The organism is Streptomyces flavofungini, assembly GCF_014650815.1.
Lineage (GTDB): Bacteria > Actinomycetota > Actinomycetes > Streptomycetales > Streptomycetaceae > Streptomyces > Streptomyces flavofungini.
This window is the reverse complement of the sequence record NZ_BMVR01000014.1, coordinates 166,476-186,640: the sequence shown is the minus strand read 5'-3', so window position 1 is coordinate 186,640 and position 20,165 is coordinate 166,476. Positions and strand designations below refer to the sequence as shown.

Below are 20,165 nucleotides of genomic sequence, written 5' to 3'. Positions count from 1 at the left end.
CAGAAATTGAAAATATTCAACTGTCAGGAAGGAGGGGTTCGGATCGGGCCGGGATCAGTCGGGCGCCACGTCTACGGGATCAGCCGGGCGCCACGTCTAGTCGCGCGCCGCCTGTGCCGTGGATCCCCGCACCACCAGCTCCGGCTCGAAGAGCAGCTCGCCCGACGGCACCGTGCTGCCCGCGATCTGCAGGGTGAGGAGTTCGACCGCAGCCCGGCCCATGGCCTCGATCGGCTGGCGGACGGTGGTGAGCGGCGGCTCGGTGCAGTTCATGAACGCGGAGTCGTCGAAGCCGACCACCGACACGTCGCGCGGCACCACCAGACCCCGGCGGCGGGCCGCCCGCACGGCGCCGAGAGCGAGCGGGTCGCTGGCGCAGACGATGCCGGTGACACCGGAGTCGAGCAGCCGGGCCGCCGCGGCCTGGCCGCCTTCCAGCGAGAACATCGCCCGCGCCACCCGCTCCTCCGGGAGCGGCCCGCCCGCCGCCTCGGCCAGCGCGCGGGCCGCGGCCAGCTTGCGCTGCGAGGGCAGGTGGTCGGCGGGTCCGAGCACCAGGCCGATGCGTTCGTGGCCGAGCGAGACGAGGTGGCGCCAGGCCTGCTCGACGGCCACGGCGTCGTCGCACGAGACGGCGGGGAAGCCCAGGTGCTCGATGGCCGCGTTCACCAGGACCACCGGGATGTTGCGCGCGGCGAGCTGCTTGTAGTGCTCGTGCGGCGCGTCGGCCTGGGCGTACAGGCCGCCCGCGAAGACGACGCCCGACACCTGCTGCTGGAGCAGCAGTTCCACGTAGTCCGCCTCGGAGACGCCGCCCTTGGTCTGGGTGCACAGCACCGGGGTGAGCCCCTGCTGGGCGAGCGAGCCCCCGATCACCTCGGCGAACGCCGGAAAGATCGGGTTCTGCAGCTCCGGCAGGACGAGCCCCACCAGGCGGGCGCGCTCGCCGCGCAGTTGGGTGGGCCGTTCGTAGCCGAGCACGTCGAGGGCGGAGAGGACGGCCTGCCGGGTGGACTCCGAGACCCCCGGCTTGTTGTTGAGTACCCGGCTGACCGTGGCCTCGCTGACCCCGACCTTCTTCGCCACCTGAGCAAGTCGTCGCGTCATGCGCGCAAGATTAGCGCAAGACTTGCGGTCCGTTTGCGTGAACGGCCCGACTGCGTACGGCGGTCTACGACTGCGTCCTGACGGCGTACGGCGGCGTGCGCCCGCGTATGACTGTGCACGGTGGCGAGGGCCGCGCGGGACCGCCTGCCGCGGATCAGCCCCGCACCCGCCGCCACTTGCGCAGGCTCACCAGCTCCCGCGGCGGCGTCAGCTTGCTGCCGACCTCGACGTACGACACCTCCGCCGCGTACACACTGCCCTCGGAGTCCACCGCGACACTGTGCAGCCAGTTGAACTGGTCCGGGGCCTCGCCGGGCAGTTCGGCGCCGAACCGGGTGACGAGCCGCCCCGCGCGGTCGTAGATCTGGATCTTGTGGCCGAGGCCCGGCACGCCCCGCTGCACCGGCGGTGGCCCCTGCTCGGCGACGTACACGTTGGTGTCGGCGCCCCGGCCCGCGCAGACGGCGACCGCCTTGTGGGCGTGCCAGGACGTGCGGAACCCGCCGTCGAGGGAGAAGACCTGGACGCGGTGGTTCTCGCGGTCGCAGACGATCACCGCGTCGTCGCCGAACAGCGCTACCCCGTGCGGAAGGCTGAACCGGCCCTCGTCGGTGCCGGGACCGCCCCACGACAGCAGATGGGTGCCCTCGGCGTCGTAGCGGTGGACGCGCGAGTTGCCGTAGCCGTCGGACACGAAGATGTCGCCGGTCCGGGGCGATATCGCCACGTCGGTGGGGCGGTTGAAGGGCGCGCCGCTCTGGAACGGCGCCGGGCGGCCGGTGCCGAGGGTCAGGAGCGTGTTCCCCTTCCGGTCGGTCTTGGTGACGCGGTTGCCGATGTCGTCGACGAGCCAGAGGTGGTCCTCGTGGTCGACGGTGACGGCGTGGGCGCGCTGGAACCGGCAGCCCTGCCAGCGCGGCATCGTGTTGCCGTACGGGTCCTCGAACAACTCGGTCCCCGCGAACGGGGTGTCGTTGCCCCACATGTCGACGACCTGCCCGTCCCGGTCGAAGACGAGGACGGGCATGTTGCCGCGGTTGAAGACGTAGACCCGGTCCTCGGAGTCCACGGCGACGGAGGTGGCCTCCTTGAGCCACACTCCGTGCGGGATCCTGGCCCAGTACGGCACGGGTTCGTAGACGGTCTCAGCGGTCGCGGGTCCGACAGCCACGGGTCCTCCCAGGACGAGCGGGTCCGGATCATAGGACGGCCGCACGGCCGGGCGACAGAGGGCGGCGGCCGCTCACCGCGTCCGCGGGCAGTCCCCCAGGTGGCGTCCCCGGGTTGACAGGCGGACGATGGAGTGAAGGGGTCGGCTGGCGATGGCATCGGCCGTGGAGCCCCCGGCGGCAACTGGCCCGAGAACGTGACGTCCCCAGAGCGGAGGAAGTCGTCATGATCGAGGTCAAGGCGGTCGAGAAACCGGATGAGCGGCGTGATTTCCCGCGCGGTCACCTGGAAGCCGTCCATCTCACAGGGCTGGATTTCGCTGTGGGCACCTTCGAACCCGGCTGGCGCTGGTCCGAGTCCGTGGGTCCGATCGCGGGGACCGCGAGCTGCCGGATTCACCACAACGGCTATGTCGTCGAAGGGCGGATGCACCTGCGCATGGACGACGGCGGCGAGAGCGAAGTCGGTCCGGGCGATGTCTTCGTCTGCCCGCCGGGACACGATGCCTGGGTCGTGGGCGAGGAGCCGGTCGTGGTCTACGACTTCGCGGGAGGCATGGCGCAGGAGTACGCGAAGGCGGCGGATGAGTAGCTCCGTGCAAGCCGTAGGGCCAAGTCGTACGGCTAAGTCGTACGGCCCCGGCGGCGCCCCACCCCGTACGGTCCAGTACCAGGTGCCGTCCCCTGTGCGGCCCGCTGGAATGGACAGGTGACCGCGCCCCCGGACGACTGCCTCGCGCGCAACGAATGGATCTGCGGCGAGTACCTGAGCACCCGCCGCGAGATCCTGGCCGACGCCGTGCTCCAGCACCTGGAGCTCACCGCGGTCTCCGTCCTGATCGCCCTCGTCATCGCCCTGCCCCTTGCCGTCGTCTCCCGCCGCTGGGGCCTCGCCGCCGGACCGGTCCTCGCGGTCACCACGGTCCTCTACACGATCCCGTCGCTCGCGATGTTCTCGCTGCTGCTTCCTGTGTACGGCCTCTCCTCGACGCTGGTCGTCGCCGGGCTCGTCCTGTACTCGCTGACGCTGCTCGTCCGGAACATCCTCGCGGGCCTGCGCGCCGTGCCCGAGGACACCCGGCAGGCCGCCCGCGGCATGGGCTACGGCCCGATCCGGCTGCTCCTGACCGTCGAGCTGCCGCTCGCCCTGCCCGCCGCCATGGCGGGCCTGCGCATCGCCACCGTCTCGGCGGTCTCGCTCGTCACCGTCGGCGCGATCGTCGGCTTCGGCGGGCTCGGCAACCTCATCTACTCCGGGATGAACACCTACTTCAAGGCCCAGGTCCTCACCGCCTCCGTGCTCTGCGTGCTCATCGCCGTCCTCGCCGACCTGCTGCTGCTCGGCGTACAACGGCTGCTCACGCCCTGGACGAGGGCGGCCCGCGCATGAAGACCCTCACCGACGCCTGGGACTGGCTCACCGACTCCGCGCACTGGGCGGGCGACGACGGCATCTGGCACCGGCTCGGCCAGCACCTCGTCCTCACCGTCGTCTGCCTCCTGATCAGCTGCCTCATCGCGCTGCCCGTCGCCCTCGTCCTCGGCCACCTCGGCAGGGGCGGCGCGCTCGCCGTGAACATCTCCAACGTCGGCCGCGCCGTGCCGACCTTCGCGGTCCTGGTGCTGCTCCTCCTCACCCCGCTCGGCAAGTGGGGCGAGGGGCCCACCGTCGTCGCCCTGGTCCTGTTCGCCGTGCCACCGCTCCTCACCAACGCCTACGTCGGCATGCGCGGAGTCGACCGCAGCGTCGTGCAGGCCGCGCGCGGGATGGGCATGACGGGACGGCAGATGCTCTGGCGGGTCGAGGCGCCGCTCGCCCTGCCCCTGATCATGAGCGGCGTCCGCATCGCGGCCGTCCAACTCGTCGCCACCGCGACCATCGCCGCGCTCGCGGGCGGCGGCGGCCTCGGCCGCATCATCACGGCCGGCTTCAACCTGGCCAGCACGCCGCAGGTGGTGGCGGGCGCGGTGCTCGTCGCCGTGTTCGCCCTCCTGGTCGAGGGCGTCTTCGAGGCCGTCGAGCGGCTGGCGCCCGGGTGGGCGCGGAAGACGGGGAAGGGGTGAGTGGGGTGAGGGCAGTGAGCCCCATAGGCCGAGTGGGCCGAGTGGGCCGAGTGGGCCGTGTGGGTCGTGCGCGCGGGCCGAGCGGCGGGCGCGGCCCGGCTCGCCGCCTCCGCTGCGGCGTCCTCGTCGCGGCCGCCGCGCTGCTCGCCTCCGCTTGCGACTCGGGCCCGACCCTGGAGAACCAGGACGCGGTCACGGCGCCGCCCGGCGACAGCAAGCACCTCGTCGTCGGCTCCGCGGGCTTCACGGAGAGCGACCTGCTCGCGCAGATGTACTCCCTGCTGCTGAGGAAGGCGGGGTACGGCACCGAGATCCTGTCCGTCGCCAACCGCGAACTGTACGAACCCGCCCTGGAGTCCGGGCAGATCGACGTCGTACCCGAGTACGCCGCCACGTTCGCCGACTGGCTCAACGCGAAGGTCAACGGCGCCGACGCCAAGCCCGTCGGCTCGCCCGACCTGGACACCACCATGAAGGCCCTGCGGAAGCTCGCCGCACCCCGCGGCCTCACCGTCCTCGACCCCGGCCGGGCCGTGGACCAGAACGCGTTCGCCGTCACCGCGGCGTACGCGCGCGAGCACCGCCTGAAGTCCCTCAGCGACCTCGGCGAGTCCGGCCTGAAGGTCCGGCTCGCCGCGGGCGACGAATGCGTACAGCGCCCGTACTGCGAACCGGGCCTGAAGAAGGTCTACGGCATCGACGTCACCGGCGTGGACCCCAAGGGCGTCGGCACCACCCAGGCCAAGAAGGCGGTGGAGAGCGGCCAGGACCAGATGGTGCTCACCACGACGACGGACGCCACGCTCGACGAGTTCGGCCTGGTCCTCCTGGCCGACGACAAGCACCTCCAGAACGCCGACTACATCGTCCCGGTGGTCAACCGCTCCCGCGCGGGCAGCAAGGGCGTCTCCCGGGCCCTGGCCCGCCTCAACACGGTCCTGACGACGAAGGACCTGGCGGACCTCAACAGACAGGTGGACAGCTGGCGCCGCCTGCCGGAGGACGTGGCGAAGAAGTACTTGGAGACCAAGAACCTGCTGTAGCTCCCGCAGTTACGCCTGCCCGCTGCCCGCTGCCCGCTGCCCGCTGCCCGCTGCCCGCTGCCCGCTGCCCGCTGCCCGCTGCCCGCTGCCCGCTGCCCGCTGCCCGCTGCCCGCTGCCCGCTGCCCGCTGGCCGCTGGCCGCTGCTCCCCGGACGGGGCTCCCTTCTCCGCCGCAACGGTGAACACCCCCCCCACAAGCATTCCGGCGGTGCCAAACACCCCTCAGCCATGGCGCAGCCAAAAAACGAAAGCCACCAGACAAACCCCAGCCCTGGCGCAGCCAAGAGCCCCCCGCAGGGGACCCCCGCCCACCCCGCGCCGGCCAGGCGCTACGCGTCGGCGACCGAGTCGAACTCCACGTCCCCCCGCCCCACGCCGTGGGCATCCGCGTCCACCGAGCGCCGCAGCGCCTCATGCAGCTTCGCCGGGGTGAGGACGCCGACGAAGCGGGCGCCGTCCACGACGGCGACCCAGCCGGCGTCGTGCTGGAGCATCACGCCGAACGCCTGCTTCAGGGGTGCGCCGACGGGCACCCAGGCGTTCATGCGGTGCGCCAGGTCGCCGACGGTGGCGTCGTCCCCGGCGAGGGCGACCTCGTCGACGCCGACCCAGCCGTGCAGATCGCCGCCCTCGTTGAGGACCATCGCCCAGCGGGCGTCGTCCCCGCGCAGCCGGGCCGCGGCGTGCGCGGCGGATTCGTCGAGGCGGGCGACGGGCGGCTGTTCCAGGTCGTCGACCTCGATCGCGGTGACCGAGAGCCGCTTCAGGCCGCGGTCGGCGCCGACGAACCTGGCCACGTACGGTGTGGCGGGGGTGCCGAGCACGGCGCCCGGCGTGTCGAACTGCTCGATGCGCCCCTGCCCGTACACGGCGACGCGGTCGCCGAGCCGTACGGCTTCCTCGATGTCGTGGGTGACCATCAGGACGGTCTTGCGGACGGTGCGCTGGAGGTTCAGGAACTCGTTCTGCAGCCGTTCCCGGACCACCGGGTCGACGGCGCCGAACGGTTCGTCCATCAGGAGCACCGGCGGGTCGGCGGCGAGCGCGCGGGCCACGCCGACGCGCTGGCGCTGCCCGCCGGAGAGCTGCTCGGGGTAGCGCGTGCCGTACGTCTTCGGGTCGAGGCCGACCAGGTCGAGGAGTTCGGCGGCGCGCGCCCGCGCCTTGGCCCGCTTCCAGCCGACGAGGGCGGGCACGGTGGCCGTGTTGTCGAGGACGGTGCGGTGCGGGAAGAGGCCGACCTGCTGGATGACGTACCCGATGCGGCGCCGCAACCGTACGGGGTCGACGGCGGCGATGTCCTCGCCGTTGACGTAGATGCGGCCGGAGGTCGGCTCGATCAGCCGGTTCACCATCATCATCGTGGTGGTCTTGCCGCAGCCGGACGGGCCGACGAGCGTGACCAGCTCTCCCTCGGCGACCTCGAAGGAGAGGTCGTCCACGGCCGTGGTGCCGTCCGGGTAACGCTTGGTCACCTGCTCGAACCGGATCATTCCCTCACGCTAACCGCGCGTGATCGTCCCCGCACACGCGCGGCGACCGCTCAGGCGCCCGCTCCGGGGCTCCCGCTCACCAGCACCACCTCCAGCGTGCGCGGCCCGTGCACGCCCTCGACGCGGTCGAGTTCGATGTCGCTGGTCGCGGACGGACCGGAGATCCAGGTGAGGGGCCGAAGCGGGTCGAGCCGCTCCAGGGCCTCGGGGACGGAGGAGACGACCTGGCCGGGTACGCGGACGACGCAGATGTGGTGGTCGGGGATCAGGGTGATGCGGCGGCGGCCCTGGTCCGGGGAGCCGTCGAGGACGAGGGTGCCGGTCTCGGCGACGGCGACCGCGCAGCCGGTGACGACGCTGTCGGCCCGGTCCAGCTCGTCGACACCGGCCGCGGCCCGGTCGTGGACGCGGACCGGATCGGCGGCGGCCAGCCACTCCGGCGGCAGGGCGGGCGGCACGAGGACGTGCCGGGCGCCGCGCCCGGACAGGAGCCGCAGCAGCAGGTCCGGCAGGCCCGCTTGGTCCGTGCGGTGCACGAGCGCCCGGTAGTCGGCGAGGTTCTCGGCGAGCAGGTCGACGGTCTGCTCGGCGGTGCGTTCGCCGTGCACGCGCGCGTAGTCCCGGTCGACGGCCGTGTCGTACGGCTCGTCGGGGACCGGCCCGAGGGCCCGCCCGATACGGCCCAGGATGATGTCCCTGGAGGTCATGCGCCCGCCTTCCCGTCATCGGTGCGTCCCTCGGCGGATGCCGCGCCGGACGCGTCCGCGGATCCCGTGGTATGCCCCTGGGTGCGCTGCCACCAGTCCCGGAACGGCTCCTTGGGCACCGTCGGCAGATCCCGCGTCGCGCTCCACGCCCGGCCGGGCCCCGGCAGCGTCCGGGGGTGTGCGCGGCGGGTGCGGGCGGCGAGGCGCTGCCCGGCCCGCAGCAGGCCGGGCCGGGCGAAGACCAGGCCCGCCGCGCGCATGGCGGCCCGTTCGGCCGCGTGGCCGCGGGCGGGCCTGAGGGTCGTCTTCGCGCCGTGGCGGGTGAACTCGCCGCCCTGGACGACGCGTTCGCGCAGGTGCACCAGGACTTCGGGGATGTCGATGGCGACCGGGCACACTTCGTAGCAGGCGCCGCAGAGGCTGGAGGCGTAGGGGAGCGACGCGTCGATCTCGCTGGCGGTGCCGCGCAGTTGGGGGCTGAGGATGGCGCCGATGGGGCCCGGGTAGACGGAGCCGTAGGCGTGCCCTCCGGCCCGTTCGTAGACGGGGCAGACGTTCAGGCAGGCCGAGCAGCGGATGCAGCGCAGGGCCTGGCGGCCGACGTCGTCGGCGAGGGTGTCGGTGCGGCCGTTGTCGAGGAGGACGAGGTGGAAGGCGGCGGGCCCGTCGCCGTCCGTCGTACCGGTCCACATCGACGTGTACGGGTTCATGCGCTCGGCCGTCGAGGAGCGCGGCAGGGTCTGCAGGAACACTTCCAGGTCCCGCCAGGTCGGCACGACCTTCTCGATGCCGACCACGGAGATCAGCGTCTCGGGCAGCGTCAGGCACATCCGCCCGTTGCCCTCCGACTCCACGATCACCATGGTGCCGGTCTCGGCGACCATGAAGTTCGCCCCCGAGACGCCGACCTTGGCGCGCAGGAACTTCTCCCGCAGATGCAGCCGGGCGGCCTCGGCCAGCTCGGCGGGCGCGTCCGTCAGGCCGTCCGGGGCGGGGCGGCCCCAGCGTTCCATCTCCCGCGCGAAGATGTCGCGGATCTCGCCGCGGTTGCGGTGGATGGCGGGTACGAGGATGTGCGAAGGGCGGTCCTCGCCGAGCTGCACGATCAGCTCGGCGAGGTCGGTCTCGTAGGCGCGGATGCCCGCGGCCTCCAGGGCTTCGTTGAGGCCGATCTCCTGCGTGGCCATCGACTTGACCTTGACCACCTCGCGCTCGCCGGTGGCCCGGACCAGATCGGTGACGATCCGGTTGGCCTCGTCCGCGTCGGCGGCCCAGTGCACGGTGCCGCCCGCCGCCGTCACCTTCTCCTCCAGGCGCACCAGATGGTCGCCGAGGTGGCGCAGCGTGTGGTCCTTGATCTGCCGTCCGGCCTCGCGCAGCCGCGCCCAGTCGTCGAGTTCCGCGACGGCCTTCGCGCGTTTCTCGCGGATGGTGTGGGTGGCGTGGCGCAGATTGGCGCGCAGGGTCGGATCGCGGACGGCGTCGCGCGCCGCCGCGGGGAAGGCCGGCATCCCGAGATACGTGCCGCTCATGACCAGGGCTCCTTCTCCGTGCTCGCCAGGATCTCCGCGAGGTGCACCGGCCGCATCGCCGTGCGCAGCCGCGCCATCGTGCCGCCGAGGTGCATCAGGCAGGAGTTGTCCGCCGCGCACAGCAGCTCCGCGCCCGTCGACTCGGCGGCCCGCACCTTGTCCGTGCCCATCGCCGCCGACACGTCGGAGTTCTTCACGGAGAACGTGCCGCCGAAGCCGCAGCACTCCGTCGCCCCCGGCAGCTCCACCAGGTCGAGCCCCCGCACCGCCGCGAGCAGCCGCGTCGGCCGGTCCCCGAGGCCCAGGGAACGCAGGCCGTGACAGGTCGGGTGGTACGTCACCGTGTGTGGGTAGTACGCGCCCACGTCGGTCACGCCGAGCACGTCCACCAGGAACTCCGTCAGCTCGTACGTCTTCGGCACCACGGGCGCCAGCGTCCGGGCGAGCCCGTCGCCCCGCCCCTCGGCGCGCGCCCGCTCGCCCATCCGCGGATACAGCTCCCGCACCATCGCCCCGCACGACCCGGACGGCGTCACGATGGCGTCGTACTCACCGAATACATCGGAGAAATGCCGGGCCAGCGGCTCGGCCTGGTGTCGGTACCCGGTGTTGTAGTGGGCCTGGCCGCAACAGGTCTGCGCCAGCGGGAAGTCCACATCCACACCCAGCCTGGTCAGGAGTTTCACCACGGCGCGGCCCGTGTCTGGATACAGCGTGTCGTTGACACACGTCAGGAAGAGGGCGACGCGCAACGCTGGTTCCTCCTTGTAGATCATCGGTGCTTTCCCCCGCAGCGTAATCTGGCGTGGGCGCCTCTGGGGAGGGGGTGCCCTGGTCTTTGTCCTTCCCGTCGGACGGGGCTGAAGTGATCGCCTCAAGGGCTCGTCCGTCATCGCCGGACGGGCCGTGACGGTCGCCCGGCACGGACCGTCGACCCGAACATTGGAGGAGTTGCGTTGAGCGTCAGCTATCGGCAGCCCGGAGTCGTGCTCACCGACCGGCGGTTCAGTGTGCCGCTGGATCACGACGAGCCCGGTGGTGAGCGGATCGAGGTGTTCGCGCGGGAGTGTGTCGCCGCGGGGCGCGAGGACGCGGAGCTGCCCTGGCTGGTGTACCTCCAGGGCGGGCCCGGCTTCGGCGCCAACCGGTTCAGCGGCAAGCAGGCGTGGCTCGGGCGCGCGCTGCGCGACTACCGGGTGCTGCTGCTCGATCAGCGCGGCACCGGCAGCTCCACCCCCGCCAACCGCCAGACGCTGCCGCTGCGCGGCGGACCGCGCGAACAGGCCGACTACCTCGCGCACTTCCGCGCCGACGCGATCGTGCGCGACTGCGAGGCGATCCGGGCCGAGGTGACCGGCGGCGCCCCGTGGACGGTTCTCGGCCAGAGCTTCGGCGGCTTCTGCGCCACGCACTACCTGTCGACCGCGCCCGAGGGACTGTCGGCGGCCCTGCTCACCGGCGGCCTGCCGACGCTCGACGGCCACGCCGACGACGTGTACCGGGCCGCGTACCCGCGCATGGAGCGCAAGTCCCTCGCCCACTACGCCCGTTACCCCGAGGACGCCGAACGGGCCCGCCGCGTCGCCGAGTACGTGGCCGAGCACGAGCCCGTCCTGCCCGGCGGCTACCGGTTCACCATCGAGGCCTTCCAGTCCCTCGGCATCCTGCTCGGCACCGGCGACGGCACCCACCGCCTGCACTACCTCCTGGAGGACGCCTTCGTGCGGACCCCGGCGGGCCACGCCCTGTCGGACGCCTTCCAGGAAGCCGTCCTCGGCATCCTGTCGTACGCCGCCGCGCCGCTGTACGCCCTGCTGCACGAGGCCTGTTACGCCCAGGGCGGGCGGCCCACCGCCTGGTCGTCCGAGCGGGTGCGGGCCGAGTTCCCGCGCTTCGAGGCGGGCAAGAGCCTCGCGGACGGCGCCCCGCCGCTGTTCACCGGCGAGGCCGTGCAGCGCTGGATGTTCGACTCCGACCCCGCCCTGCGCCCGCTGCGCGAGACGGCCGACCTCCTGGCCGAACGCGTCGACTGGCCCGCGCTGTACGACCCGGCGCGGCTCGCCGCGAACGAGGTCCCGGTGGCCGCGGCCGTCTACCACGACGACCTGTTCGTCGACACCGAGCACTCCCTGGGCACCGCCCGGACGATCCGGGGGCTGCGCACCTGGGTCACCGACGAGTACGAGCACGACGGGCTGCGGGTGAGCGGGCCGAGGGTCCTCGACCGGCTCATCGGCCTGGTGCGCGGCGAGATCTGACCTCGTGTGACCTGGTGAAGCGACCTCGTGGAGCCCGGCGCGCACGGTTAGGCTGCGGCCATGACGGACCAGCAGCACAGTGCCGCCGAGCCCACGCAGCTCGCCCCCATGCCCGAGGACTGGCAGCGGGCCCTCGCCGTCGTCGCCCACCCGGACGACCTGGAGTACGGCTGCTCCGGCGCGATCGCCGCGTGGACCGACGCCGGGCGCGAGGTGGTGTACGTGCTCGCGACGCGCGGCGAGGCGGGCATCGACACCCTCGCGCCCGCCGAGGCGGCGCCGCTGCGCGAGCGGGAGCAGCGGGCCGGCGCCGCCGTCGTCGGCGTGGACACCGTCGAGTTCCTCGACCACGAGGACGGGGTGATCGAGTACGGCACGGCGCTGCGCCGCGACATCGCCGCCGCCATCCGCAAGCACAGGCCCGAGCTGGTCATCACCCTCAACCACCGCGACACCTGGGGCGGTGTCGCCTGGAACACCCCCGACCACGTCGCCGTCGGCCGCGCCACGCTGGACGCCGCGTCCGACGCGGGCAACCGCTGGATCTTCCCCGAGCTGACCGAGCAGGGCCTCGAACCGTGGAACGGGGTCCGCTGGGTCGCCGTCGCGGGCACGAACGCGCCGACCCACGCGGTGGACGCGACACCCGGTCTGGAGCGGGCCGTGCAGTCCCTGCTCGAACACCGCGCGTACATCGAGGTCCTCACCGACGAGGACCCCGAGAAGTACTGCCGCACGTTCCTCACCGGCTTCGCCGAGCAGCTCGCGCCGCGCTTCGGCGGCAGGCCCGCGGTGGCGTTCGAGGTCTTCAGCCGCTGAGCCCCCGCCCGTAGGCTGACGGTACGTCAGAAACGTACCGTCGGCGCGGGAAGAGGTCGGACCGGGTGATCGACACCGTCAGCACGGACATCCCGGAGGGTGCGGAGCGCCGACTGCGCCTCGACGTCGAGGACGGCATCGGCGTCCTCACCCTCTGCCGCCCCGCCCGGCTCAACGCCTGGAGCTGGGAGTCCACCCGCCAACTCGGCCTGTACGCCGACCGCATCCGCTTCGACGCGTCGATCCGCGCCGTCCTGCTGCGGGCCGAGGGCCGGGCGTTCTGCGCGGGCATTGACATCTCCGCGCCGGGCGGCGCCATCACGGGCCGCTCGGCCGCGGAGCGCACCGCGAACTACTACGAGGGCATCCGCTGGGCCCACGAACGCTTCCGCGCCTTCGCGGGCCTGCCGCAGCCCGTCGTCGCCGCCGTGCAGGGCTACTGCCTGGGCTTCGGCTTCGAACTCGCCCTCATGGCCGACGTGCGGATCGCCGCCGACGACGCCGTGTTCGCGCTCCCCGAGGCCCAGCTCGGCGTCACCGTCGACGCGGGCGGCGACCTGCGCATCGCCCGGGAGGCGGGCGCGGGCTGGGCCAAGTACCTCGCTCTCACCGGCCGCCGCATCGACGCCCCCACGGCGGCACGCCTCCACCTCGCCCAACTCGTCGTCCCCCGCACCGACCTGGACCCGACCGCCCGCGAGGTGGCCGCCGAGATCGCCGCGAACGCGCCCCTCGCCGTACGCGGCGTCAAGCGCGACATCGACGCCTACGCGGACGCGGGCCTCGGCCGGGCGCTCGACCGCGTGGCGCTGGCCGCGTCGGTCACGCTGACGTCGGAGGACGTGGGGGAGGGGTTCGCGGCGAAGACGGATGGGCGGGAGGCGGAGTTCGGGGGGAAGTGAGGGGGCTGTGGGGTGTCGGGAGCGAGCGCGTCCCGCGCTGTGTCGGGAGGGTGCGCGCGTCCCGCGCTGGGCCGGGAGGGTGCGTGCGTCCCGCGCTGTGTCGGGAGGGTGCGCGTCCCGTCCCGTGTCAGGACGGTGCGCCTCCGCCCCGGTCGGCCGGGGACGCCGGGCCGACCGGGGACGTCCGGCCCAACTGCTCCCGCACCGGCACCACCGGCGGGTTCACCAGCGCCCGCCGCTGCCAGTTCGCGCCGTCGACCACCAGGGTGTGGCCGGTGATGAAGCGGGCGTAGGGGGAGGCCAGGAACGTGGCCGCCCAGCCGAGTTCGCGCGGGGCGCCGACGCGGAGGGCGGGCTGGCGGGTGGCCAGGGCGTCGTCGGGTCCGAGGCCGGTGCGGATGTCCGCTGTCATGTCCGCGTGCGGCATCAGGCCGGGCACCAGGCCGTTGACCTGGATGCCGTACGGTCCCCACTCCACCGCCAGCGTCTCGACCAGGCTCCGCACGCCCGCCTTCGCTGCCGCGCTGTGCGCGAAGCCGGGGCCGCCCGTCCAGGCGTAGGACGCGCCGATGTTGATGACGGAGCCGGGGCAGCCCAGTGCGAGATGGCGGCGGGCGAACTCGCGCGTCATGAAGAACGTGCCGGTGAGCGTCGCGTCCAGGACCGCGCGCCAGGCGTTGGGGGACATCTCCTCCGCGGGCACGGGGAAGTTCGCCGCCGCGTTGTTCACCAGCACGCCGGGCAGGCCGTACGCGGACTCGGCGGCGTCGAACGCGGCGGTGACGCGGGCCGGGTCGCGGATGTCGCACACCGCGGTCGCCACGCGCCCGCCCAGCGCGGCCAGCTCCGCGCGAGCCGCGGCCAGGCGGGGCGCACTCCGGCTCGCGATCACCAGGTCCGCGCCGAGCCGGGCGAATTCGGCCGCGATCGCCAGGCCGAGGCCGCTGCCGCCGCCGGTGACCAGGACGACGGTGCCGTCGAAGGTGCCGGGAGGCAGGGCGCTCGCGCCGGGTGGGGGTGGGGCGGGGAGGCCGGGGGGTGGGGGTGTGCGGGTGCCGTCGGCGGGTGTCCGGCCGGGGGCGGGCCGCTGTGTGCCGTCGCTCGTCATGGGCGCATCGATAGCGCGGCGGGGCGCAAAGCTCCAGGGGTATCGAGGGGCATCGAGGGGAGCGGGGGGGTGGCCCTCCGTGTCCCGAAGGTGCCGGATTGACATATCGGCTTGCTGATTCTGCAATGGGGGCATGGGAAGCGCAAAGAAGGCCGACGCCGCCGCCACGCATCACTCCGCTCACACCGTCCACGCCGCTGACGCCGCCGGGTCCACTCCCGGCCCCGACTCCGGCGACGACACCGACAAGGTCCTCACCGCCGTCGGCCCCCGGCTCCGGAAGATCCGCAAGGAGCGCGGCGCCACCCTCGCCGGGCTCTCCGAGGCCACCGGCATCTCCGTCAGCACCCTGTCCCGGCTCGAGTCGGGCGGTCGCAGGCCGAGCCTCGAACTGCTCCTGCCCATCGCCCGCGCCCACCAGGTGCCCCTCGACGAACTCGTCGGCGCCCCACCGGTGGGCGACCCGAGGGTGCGGGCCAAGCCGATCGTGCGGCACGGGCGGACGATGGTGCCGCTGACCCGGCAGCCCGGCGGGCTGCAGGCGTACAAGGTCATCGAGCCCGCGCGCTCCACCCAGCCGGATCCGCGGACCCACGAGGGCTACGAGTGGCTGTACGTCCTGTCGGGGCGGCTGCGCCTGATCCTCGCCGAGCACGACGTGGTGCTCGGCCCCGGCGAGGCGGCGGAGTTCGACACGCGGGTGCCGCACTGGTTCGGGTCCACGGGGGAGGGGCCGGTGGAGTTCCTGAGCCTCTTCGGTCCGCAGGGGGAGCGGATGCACGTACGGGCGCGGCCCGCCGCGAAGGGCGCCAAGGAGGAGTAGCCGCCCCGGTGGGGGAGCGGCCGCGCCGGGAGGGGTCGCGCGGGTGCCGCCCTGTTCCCTTTCGGGCAAGCGACCGCTTAGTATGCCTTCGGAGCACGGTCGACTACAGCGTGGAGGCCCCGCATGCGCGCATGGCACGTACACCGCAACGGCGAGCCGGGCGAGGTGATGCGGCTCGAAGAGGCGGAGCGGCCCGTGCCCGGCGCGGGGCAGGTGCTCCTGAAGGTCCGTGCCGCGAACATCAACTTCCCCGACGCGCTGCTGTGCCGGGGCCAGTACCAGATCACCCCGCCGCTGCCGTTCACGCCGGGGGTGGAGATCTGCGGCGAGACCGAGGACGGGCGGCGCGTGATCGCCAACCCGGCGCTGCCGCACGGCGGCCTCGCCGAGTACGCCGTCGCGGACGCCGCCGCCCTGCTGCCCGCGCCGGACGCCCTCGACGACGCGGAGGCCGCCGCCCTGCACATCGGCTACCAGACCGGCTGGTTCGGCCTGCACCGGCGCGCGCACCTCAAGGAGGGCGAGACGCTGCTCGTGCACGCGGCCGCGGGGGGTGTCGGCAGCGCGGCCGTGCAGCTCGGCAAGGCGGCGGGCGCCCGCGTCATCGGCGTCGTCGGCGGCGCGGACAAGGCCGAGGTCGCCCGCGGGCTCGGCTGCGACCTGGTCGTCGACCGGCGCGCGGACGACATCGTGGGCGCCGTGAAGGAAGCCACCGGCGGCCGGGGCGCCGACGTCGTGTACGACCCCGTGGGCGGCGACGCCTACGCCAAGTCCACCAAGTGCGTGGCCTTCGAGGGCCGCATCCTCGTCGTCGGCTTCGCGAGCGGTGCCATCCCCACGCCCGCCCTCAACCACGCCCTGGTGAAGAACTACTCGATCGTCGGCCTGCACTGGGGCCTGTACAACACCAAGGACCCGCGCGCCGTCCTGGAGTGCCACGAACGCCTCACCGAGCTGGCCGCGAAGGGCGCCGTCAAGCCGCTCGTCAGCGCACGCGTGCCGCTCGGCGGAGCCGCTGCGGCCGTCCAGCGCGTCGCCGACGGCACCACCACCGGCCGCGTCGTCGTCCTGCCGACACTCCCCGAGGAGGCCACCGCATGACCGGCTCCGCGATCGACGCCGCCGAACTCCGCCGCCGCACCCGGGCCCTGCTCGCCGAGCACCCGCCCGCGGCCACGGACCGCACCGACTTCCTGAAAGCCCGCTTCGACGCCGGACTCGCCTGGGTGCACTACCCCGAGGGCCTCGGCGGCGTGGGCGCCCCGCGCTCCCTCCAGGCCGTGGTGGGCGCCGAGTTGGAGGCCGCGGGCGCGCCCGACAACGACCCGCGCCGCATCGGCATCGGCCTCGGCATGGCCGCGCCCACCATCCTCGGCTTCGGCACGGACGAGCAGAAGCGCCGCTTCCTGCGGCCGCTGTGGGTCGGCGAGGAGGTGTGGTGCCAGCTGTTCAGCGAGCCCGGCGCCGGATCCGACCTCGCGGCGCTCGGTACCCGCGCCGTCCGTGACGGCGAGAGCTGGGCCGTGGACGGGCAGAAGGTGTGGACGTCCAGCGCGCACGTCGCCCGCTGGGGCATCCTCATCGCCCGCACCGACCCGGACGTGCCCAAGCACCGCGGCATCACGTACTTCATCTGCGACATGACCGACCCCGGCGTCGAGGTGCGGCCGTTGCGCCAGATCACCGGCGAGGCCGAGTTCAACGAGGTCTTCCTCACCGGCGTGCGCATCCCCGACAGCCGCCGCCTCGGCGCGGTCGGCGACGGCTGGAAGGTCGCGCAGACCACCCTCATGAACGAGCGCGTCTCCATCGGCGGCATGCGCATCCCCCGCGAGGGCGGCATGATCGGCCCCGTCGCCGCGGCCTGGCGCGAACGCCCCGGACTGCGCACCCACGACCTGCACCAGCGCCTGCTCACCCTCTGGGTGCGGGCGGAGGTCGCCCGGCTCACCGGCGACCGCCTGCGCCAGCAGCTCGTCGCGGGCCAGCCAGGACCCGAGGGCTCCGGCATGAAGCTCGGCTTCGCCCGCCTCAACCAGGAGATCAGCGGTCTGGAGGTGGAACTCCTCGGCGACGAAGGCCTGTTGTACGACGACTGGACGATGCGGCGGCCCGACCAGGTCGACTTCACCGGGCGCGAGGCGGGCTACCGCTATCTGCGCTCCAAGGGCAACAGCATCGAGGGCGGGACCAGCGAGGTGCTGCTCAACATCGTCGCCGAGCGCGTCCTCGGCCTGCCGCCGGAACCGCGTACCGACAAGGACGTCGCCTGGAAGGACCTTTCCCGATGAGTGACCTGCTGTACACGGAGGAAGAGGAGGCGCTCCGCTCCGCCGTCCGCTCCCTCCTCGCCGACCGCTGCGACGCGGCCACCGTCCTCGCCCGCACCGAGTCGGAGCAGCCGCACGACCGCGAGCTGTGGAAGGCCCTCGCCGACGGCATGGGCCTCGCCGGTCTCCTGGTGCCCGAGGACCGGGGCGGGCAGGGCGCCACGCACCGCGAAGCGGCCGTGGTCCTGGAGGAGTTGGGCCGCGCGGTGGCGCCGGTGCCGTATCTGACGAGCGCTGTCGTCGCCACCGAGACGCTGCTCGCCTGCACCGGCGAGGCGGCAGCGGAACTCCTCGCCGCGCTCGCGTCGGGCCGCACCGTCGGCGCGCTCGCCGTGCCGTTCGCCACCGCGCCGGGCGCCGCGCTCGCGCGGGTGCGGTACGAGGGGGGTGCCCTGCACGGCGAGGTGACCGGCGTCGCCGACGCGGCCGCCGCCGACGTCCTCCTCGTCCTGTCCGAGGCCGGTCTGTTCGCCGTCGACACCGGCCGCAACGGCGTCACCGTCACTCCGCGGACCTCGCTCGACCGCACCCGCCCGCTCGCCGTCGTCACCTTCGACGCGGCCCCCGCGCGCCTGCTCGCCGACGCGGCGGAAGCGGAAGCGGCCGTCCGCCTCGGCCTGCGCTCCGGAGCCGGGCTGCTCGCCTCCGAGCAACTCGGCCTCGCCGAATGGTGCTTGACGGAAACCGTCCGCTACACGAAGGAGCGCCACCAGTTCAACCGGCCCGTCGGCTCCTTCCAGGCGCTCAAGCACCGCCTCGCCGGGCTCTGGCTGGACGTGGTCAACACCCGCGCCGCCGCCCGGCACGCCGCCGACGCCCTCGCCACCGGCAGCGACGAGCCGAACCTCGCGGCGGCCCTCGCGCAGGCCTACGCGGCCCCCGTGGCGGTGCGTGCCGCCGAGGAGGCGCTCCAACTGCACGGCGGTATCGGCATGACGTGGGAGCACCCCGTCCATCTGTACCTGAAGCGGGCCAAGGCCGACTCGATCGCCCTGGGCACGGCCGGACGGCACCGCGAGGAACTGGCCGACCTGGTCGACCTCCAGGCGCCCGCAACGCCCTGACCTGGTCGTAGGCCCAAGGTCGTATAGGACCCGGCCATTACCCGCCCATTACATAAGGCATAATTGCGAGTCGTTCGCAATAACACTTGATCTTGTGTAGGGGTGTGGAGCATGAGGGCCGGATCGATACGTGGCACCGGTGCCGTCGCGGCGGCGGCCGCACTGGCGGTCGCCGCCACGGCCTGCTCGGCGCCGGACGACGGCAAGGGCAGCGGCGGCGCCAAGACGTCGGCGGTCGTCGGCATCGCGTACGAGCCCGAGACCCTGAGCCCGCTCCTCGGCTACGGCAAGGACGGCAACTCCAAGATCTTCGACGGTCTGCTCACGCACGACGCGGAGATGAAGCTCAAGCCCGCGCTCGCCGCGAAGCTGCCCAAGGTCAGCGGCGACGGCAAGACCTACACCTTCGAGCTGCGCAAGGGCGTCAAGTTCAGCGACGGCAAGCCGTTCACGGCCAAGGACGTCGTCTTCACGTACGAGACGATCCTCGACAAGAAGACGAACAACGCCTCCAAGACCGAGCTGGACGCCGTCAAGAGCGTCGAGGCCAAGGGCGACGACGCCGTCGTCTTCCACCTCAAGTACCCCTACGCGCCGTTCGCCGAGCGCACCGTCCTGCCCATCGCGCCCCAGCACGTCGCGGGCAAGCAGGACGTGAACACCGGCGCCTTCACCACCAGGCCCGTCGGCACGGGACCGTACGAGCTGGTGAAGTGGTCCAAGGGCGAGAAGCTCGTCTTCAAGGCCAACCCCGGCTACTGGGGCGGCGCGCCGAAGATCAAGAACTTCACCATGGCCATCGTCAAGGACGACGACCTGCGCGCCACCCGGCTGCGCACCGGCGACCTCGACGGCGCCATCCTGCCGCCCAACCTCGCCAAGACCTTCGAGTCCGACGGCGACAAGAAGACGTACGCCGCCAAGACCTTCGACTACCGCGTGGTGACCCTGCCGACCGGCAACAAGGTCGCGGGCGACACCGCCGTACGGCGCGCCCTCGACATCGGCGTGGACCGCAAGACGATGGTCGACCAGATCCTGGAGGGCGCGGGCAAGGAGGCCTACGGCCCGGTGCCGACGGACAGCCCCTGGTTCACCAAGGGCACCGAGCGGAAGTTCGACGTCGAGAAGGCCAAGAAGATCCTCGACGACGCCGGCTGGAAGCCCGGCAAGGACGGCATCCGCGAGAAGGACGGCGTCCAGGCGAAGTTCCCCCTCTGGTACCTCACCGGCGACAAGCTCCGCCAGGACCACGCCCTCGCCTACGCCTCCGACGCCAAGAAGCTCGGCATCAAGGCCGAGGTGCAGTCCGGCACCTGGGAGGTCATCGAGCCGCGCATGGCCAAGGACGCCGTCCTCGCGGGCGGCGGCTCCCCGGCCGACCCGGACTTCGACCAGTACACGCTCCTGAACTCCGCGCTCGCCGGTGACGGCTTCAACAACATGGCGCACTACGACAACCCCAAGGTCGACAAGGCCCTGGAGGACGCCCGCAGGAGCGGCGACCACGCGAAGCGCCAGGCCGCGTACGACACGATCCAGCGCGAGCTGGTCAAGAACCCCGGCTACACCTTCCTCACGCACATCGACCACCTGTACGTGGTGAACAAGTCCTTCGGTGACCTCTCCACGCAGGTCGAGCCGCACGACCACGGCCTCGCGTCCGGCCCGTGGTGGAACGTCGAGGACTGGCAGCCGAGCAAGTGACGTCGGCTTCCAGCAAGTCCGCCGGGCCCGCCGAGGCGG

General features: G+C 72.9%; 19 protein-coding genes. 12 read left to right on the top strand and 7 right to left on the bottom strand.

The annotated features are described in order from the left end of the window. Positions 1-96: 96 nt before the first annotated feature. Positions 97-1,107 (bottom strand): LacI family DNA-binding transcriptional regulator, encoded by a 1,011-nt coding sequence (locus tag IE274_RS31045; RefSeq protein ID WP_190119248.1) that lies wholly within the window; start codon positions 1,105-1,107, stop codon positions 97-99. 154 nt (positions 1,108-1,261) lie between these two features. Beyond that, positions 1,262-2,278 carry a peptidyl-alpha-hydroxyglycine alpha-amidating lyase family protein gene (locus tag IE274_RS31040; RefSeq protein WP_190119247.1) on the bottom strand — a complete coding sequence of 339 codons (1,017 nt, stop codon included), beginning with the start codon at positions 2,276-2,278 and terminating at the stop codon, positions 1,262-1,264. A 224-nt stretch (positions 2,279-2,502) separates the two neighbouring features. Here IE274_RS31040 and IE274_RS31035 point away from each other — a divergent pair, with 224 nt between their 5' ends. The 4 genes from IE274_RS31035 (at position 2,503) to IE274_RS31020 (ending at position 5,383) form a co-directional block, all read left to right on the top strand. Further along, the gene (locus IE274_RS31035; RefSeq protein WP_190119246.1) at positions 2,503-2,868 is read left to right on the top strand and encodes a cupin domain-containing protein; all 366 of its coding nucleotides are present in this window, start codon (positions 2,503-2,505) and stop codon (positions 2,866-2,868) included. A gap of 117 nt (positions 2,869-2,985) precedes the next feature. Next, positions 2,986-3,666 carry an ABC transporter permease gene (locus tag IE274_RS31030; RefSeq protein WP_190119245.1) on the top strand — a complete coding sequence of 227 codons (681 nt, stop codon included), beginning with the start codon at positions 2,986-2,988 and terminating at the stop codon, positions 3,664-3,666. Beyond that, positions 3,663-4,340 (top strand): ABC transporter permease, encoded by a 678-nt coding sequence (locus IE274_RS31025; RefSeq protein WP_190119244.1) that lies wholly within the window; start codon positions 3,663-3,665, stop codon positions 4,338-4,340. The genes IE274_RS31030 and IE274_RS31025 overlap by 4 nt, the downstream gene beginning before the upstream one ends. A 140-nt stretch (positions 4,341-4,480) precedes the next feature. Further along, positions 4,481-5,383: an ABC transporter substrate-binding protein gene (locus tag IE274_RS31020; RefSeq protein WP_229909938.1), complete on the top strand. Its 903-nt coding sequence runs from the start codon at positions 4,481-4,483 to the stop codon at positions 5,381-5,383. 329 nt (positions 5,384-5,712) lie between these two features. Here IE274_RS31020 and IE274_RS31015 read toward each other — a convergent pair whose 3' ends face one another. From IE274_RS31015 to IE274_RS31000, 4 genes are read right to left on the bottom strand one after another with little or no spacing between them, the layout of a single operon-like run. Then, the gene (locus IE274_RS31015; RefSeq protein ID WP_190119242.1) at positions 5,713-6,876 is read right to left on the bottom strand and encodes an ABC transporter ATP-binding protein; all 1,164 of its coding nucleotides are present in this window, start codon (positions 6,874-6,876) and stop codon (positions 5,713-5,715) included. Positions 6,877-6,926: 50 nt separating this feature from the next. Beyond that, a complete protein-coding gene (locus IE274_RS31010; protein WP_190119241.1) occupies positions 6,927-7,583 on the bottom strand; it encodes a LutC/YkgG family protein in 657 nt (218 codons plus the stop codon). Further along, the gene (locus tag IE274_RS31005; RefSeq protein ID WP_190119240.1) at positions 7,580-9,115 is read right to left on the bottom strand and encodes a lactate utilization protein B; all 1,536 of its coding nucleotides are present in this window, start codon (positions 9,113-9,115) and stop codon (positions 7,580-7,582) included. Before IE274_RS31005 ends, IE274_RS31010 begins: the two co-directional genes overlap by 4 nt. Next, positions 9,112-9,867 (bottom strand): (Fe-S)-binding protein, encoded by a 756-nt coding sequence (locus IE274_RS31000; RefSeq protein ID WP_190119319.1) that lies wholly within the window; start codon positions 9,865-9,867, stop codon positions 9,112-9,114. The genes IE274_RS31005 and IE274_RS31000 overlap by 4 nt, the downstream gene beginning before the upstream one ends. A 204-nt stretch (positions 9,868-10,071) precedes the next feature. On the opposite strand from IE274_RS31000, the gene IE274_RS30995 reads away from it, so the two are divergent. The 3 genes from IE274_RS30995 (at position 10,072) to IE274_RS30985 (ending at position 13,094) form a co-directional block, all read left to right on the top strand. Then, positions 10,072-11,373 carry an alpha/beta fold hydrolase gene (locus IE274_RS30995; RefSeq protein ID WP_190119239.1) on the top strand — a complete coding sequence of 434 codons (1,302 nt, stop codon included), beginning with the start codon at positions 10,072-10,074 and terminating at the stop codon, positions 11,371-11,373. Between the two features lie 60 nt (positions 11,374-11,433). After that, positions 11,434-12,192: a PIG-L deacetylase family protein gene (locus tag IE274_RS30990; RefSeq protein WP_190119238.1), complete on the top strand. Its 759-nt coding sequence runs from the start codon at positions 11,434-11,436 to the stop codon at positions 12,190-12,192. A gap of 65 nt (positions 12,193-12,257) precedes the next feature. Beyond that, the gene (locus IE274_RS30985; protein ID WP_190119237.1) at positions 12,258-13,094 is read left to right on the top strand and encodes an enoyl-CoA hydratase/isomerase family protein; all 837 of its coding nucleotides are present in this window, start codon (positions 12,258-12,260) and stop codon (positions 13,092-13,094) included. A gap of 127 nt (positions 13,095-13,221) precedes the next feature. Here IE274_RS30985 and IE274_RS30980 read toward each other — a convergent pair whose 3' ends face one another. After that, complete coding sequence (locus tag IE274_RS30980; RefSeq protein ID WP_190119236.1) at positions 13,222-14,202, bottom strand: SDR family oxidoreductase; 981 nt, start codon at positions 14,200-14,202, stop codon at positions 13,222-13,224. A 133-nt stretch (positions 14,203-14,335) separates the two neighbouring features. On the opposite strand from IE274_RS30980, the gene IE274_RS30975 reads away from it, so the two are divergent. From IE274_RS30975 to IE274_RS30955, 5 genes are all read left to right on the top strand, one after another. Next, a complete protein-coding gene (locus IE274_RS30975; RefSeq protein WP_229909921.1) occupies positions 14,336-15,025 on the top strand; it encodes a helix-turn-helix domain-containing protein in 690 nt (229 codons plus the stop codon). 123 nt (positions 15,026-15,148) lie between these two features. Next, positions 15,149-16,126 carry an NADPH:quinone oxidoreductase family protein gene (locus tag IE274_RS30970; protein ID WP_190119235.1) on the top strand — a complete coding sequence of 326 codons (978 nt, stop codon included), beginning with the start codon at positions 15,149-15,151 and terminating at the stop codon, positions 16,124-16,126. After that, positions 16,123-17,316 carry an acyl-CoA dehydrogenase family protein gene (locus tag IE274_RS30965; RefSeq protein ID WP_190119234.1) on the top strand — a complete coding sequence of 398 codons (1,194 nt, stop codon included), beginning with the start codon at positions 16,123-16,125 and terminating at the stop codon, positions 17,314-17,316. Before IE274_RS30970 ends, IE274_RS30965 begins: the two co-directional genes overlap by 4 nt. Further along, positions 17,313-18,419 (top strand): acyl-CoA dehydrogenase family protein, encoded by a 1,107-nt coding sequence (locus IE274_RS30960; protein WP_190119233.1) that lies wholly within the window; start codon positions 17,313-17,315, stop codon positions 18,417-18,419. Before IE274_RS30965 ends, IE274_RS30960 begins: the two co-directional genes overlap by 4 nt. Before the next feature lie 111 nt (positions 18,420-18,530). Then, positions 18,531-20,126: an ABC transporter substrate-binding protein gene (locus IE274_RS30955; RefSeq protein ID WP_190119232.1), complete on the top strand. Its 1,596-nt coding sequence runs from the start codon at positions 18,531-18,533 to the stop codon at positions 20,124-20,126. The last annotated feature ends 39 nt before the right edge of the window (positions 20,127-20,165 follow it).

Coding starts and splice junctions, on each gene's coding strand:
- IE274_RS31045 (WP_190119248.1), bottom strand. CDS start 1,107: ATGACGCGACGACTTGCTCAGGTGGCGAAGAAGGTCGGGGTCAGCGAG.
- IE274_RS31035 (WP_190119246.1), top strand. CDS start 2,503: ATGATCGAGGTCAAGGCGGTCGAGAAACCGGATGAGCGGCGTGATTTC.
- IE274_RS31025 (WP_190119244.1), top strand. CDS start 3,663: ATGAAGACCCTCACCGACGCCTGGGACTGGCTCACCGACTCCGCGCAC.
- IE274_RS31015 (WP_190119242.1), bottom strand. CDS start 6,876: ATGATCCGGTTCGAGCAGGTGACCAAGCGTTACCCGGACGGCACCACG.
- IE274_RS31010 (WP_190119241.1), bottom strand. CDS start 7,583: ATGACCTCCAGGGACATCATCCTGGGCCGTATCGGGCGGGCCCTCGGG.
- IE274_RS31005 (WP_190119240.1), bottom strand. CDS start 9,115: ATGAGCGGCACGTATCTCGGGATGCCGGCCTTCCCCGCGGCGGCGCGC.
- IE274_RS30990 (WP_190119238.1), top strand. CDS start 11,434: ATGACGGACCAGCAGCACAGTGCCGCCGAGCCCACGCAGCTCGCCCCC.
- IE274_RS30980 (WP_190119236.1), bottom strand. CDS start 14,202: ATGACGAGCGACGGCACACAGCGGCCCGCCCCCGGCCGGACACCCGCC.
- IE274_RS30975 (WP_229909921.1), top strand. CDS start 14,336: ATGGGAAGCGCAAAGAAGGCCGACGCCGCCGCCACGCATCACTCCGCT.
- IE274_RS30970 (WP_190119235.1), top strand. CDS start 15,149: ATGCGCGCATGGCACGTACACCGCAACGGCGAGCCGGGCGAGGTGATG.
- IE274_RS30965 (WP_190119234.1), top strand. CDS start 16,123: ATGACCGGCTCCGCGATCGACGCCGCCGAACTCCGCCGCCGCACCCGG.
- IE274_RS30960 (WP_190119233.1), top strand. CDS start 17,313: ATGAGTGACCTGCTGTACACGGAGGAAGAGGAGGCGCTCCGCTCCGCC.
- IE274_RS30955 (WP_190119232.1), top strand. CDS start 18,531: ATGAGGGCCGGATCGATACGTGGCACCGGTGCCGTCGCGGCGGCGGCC.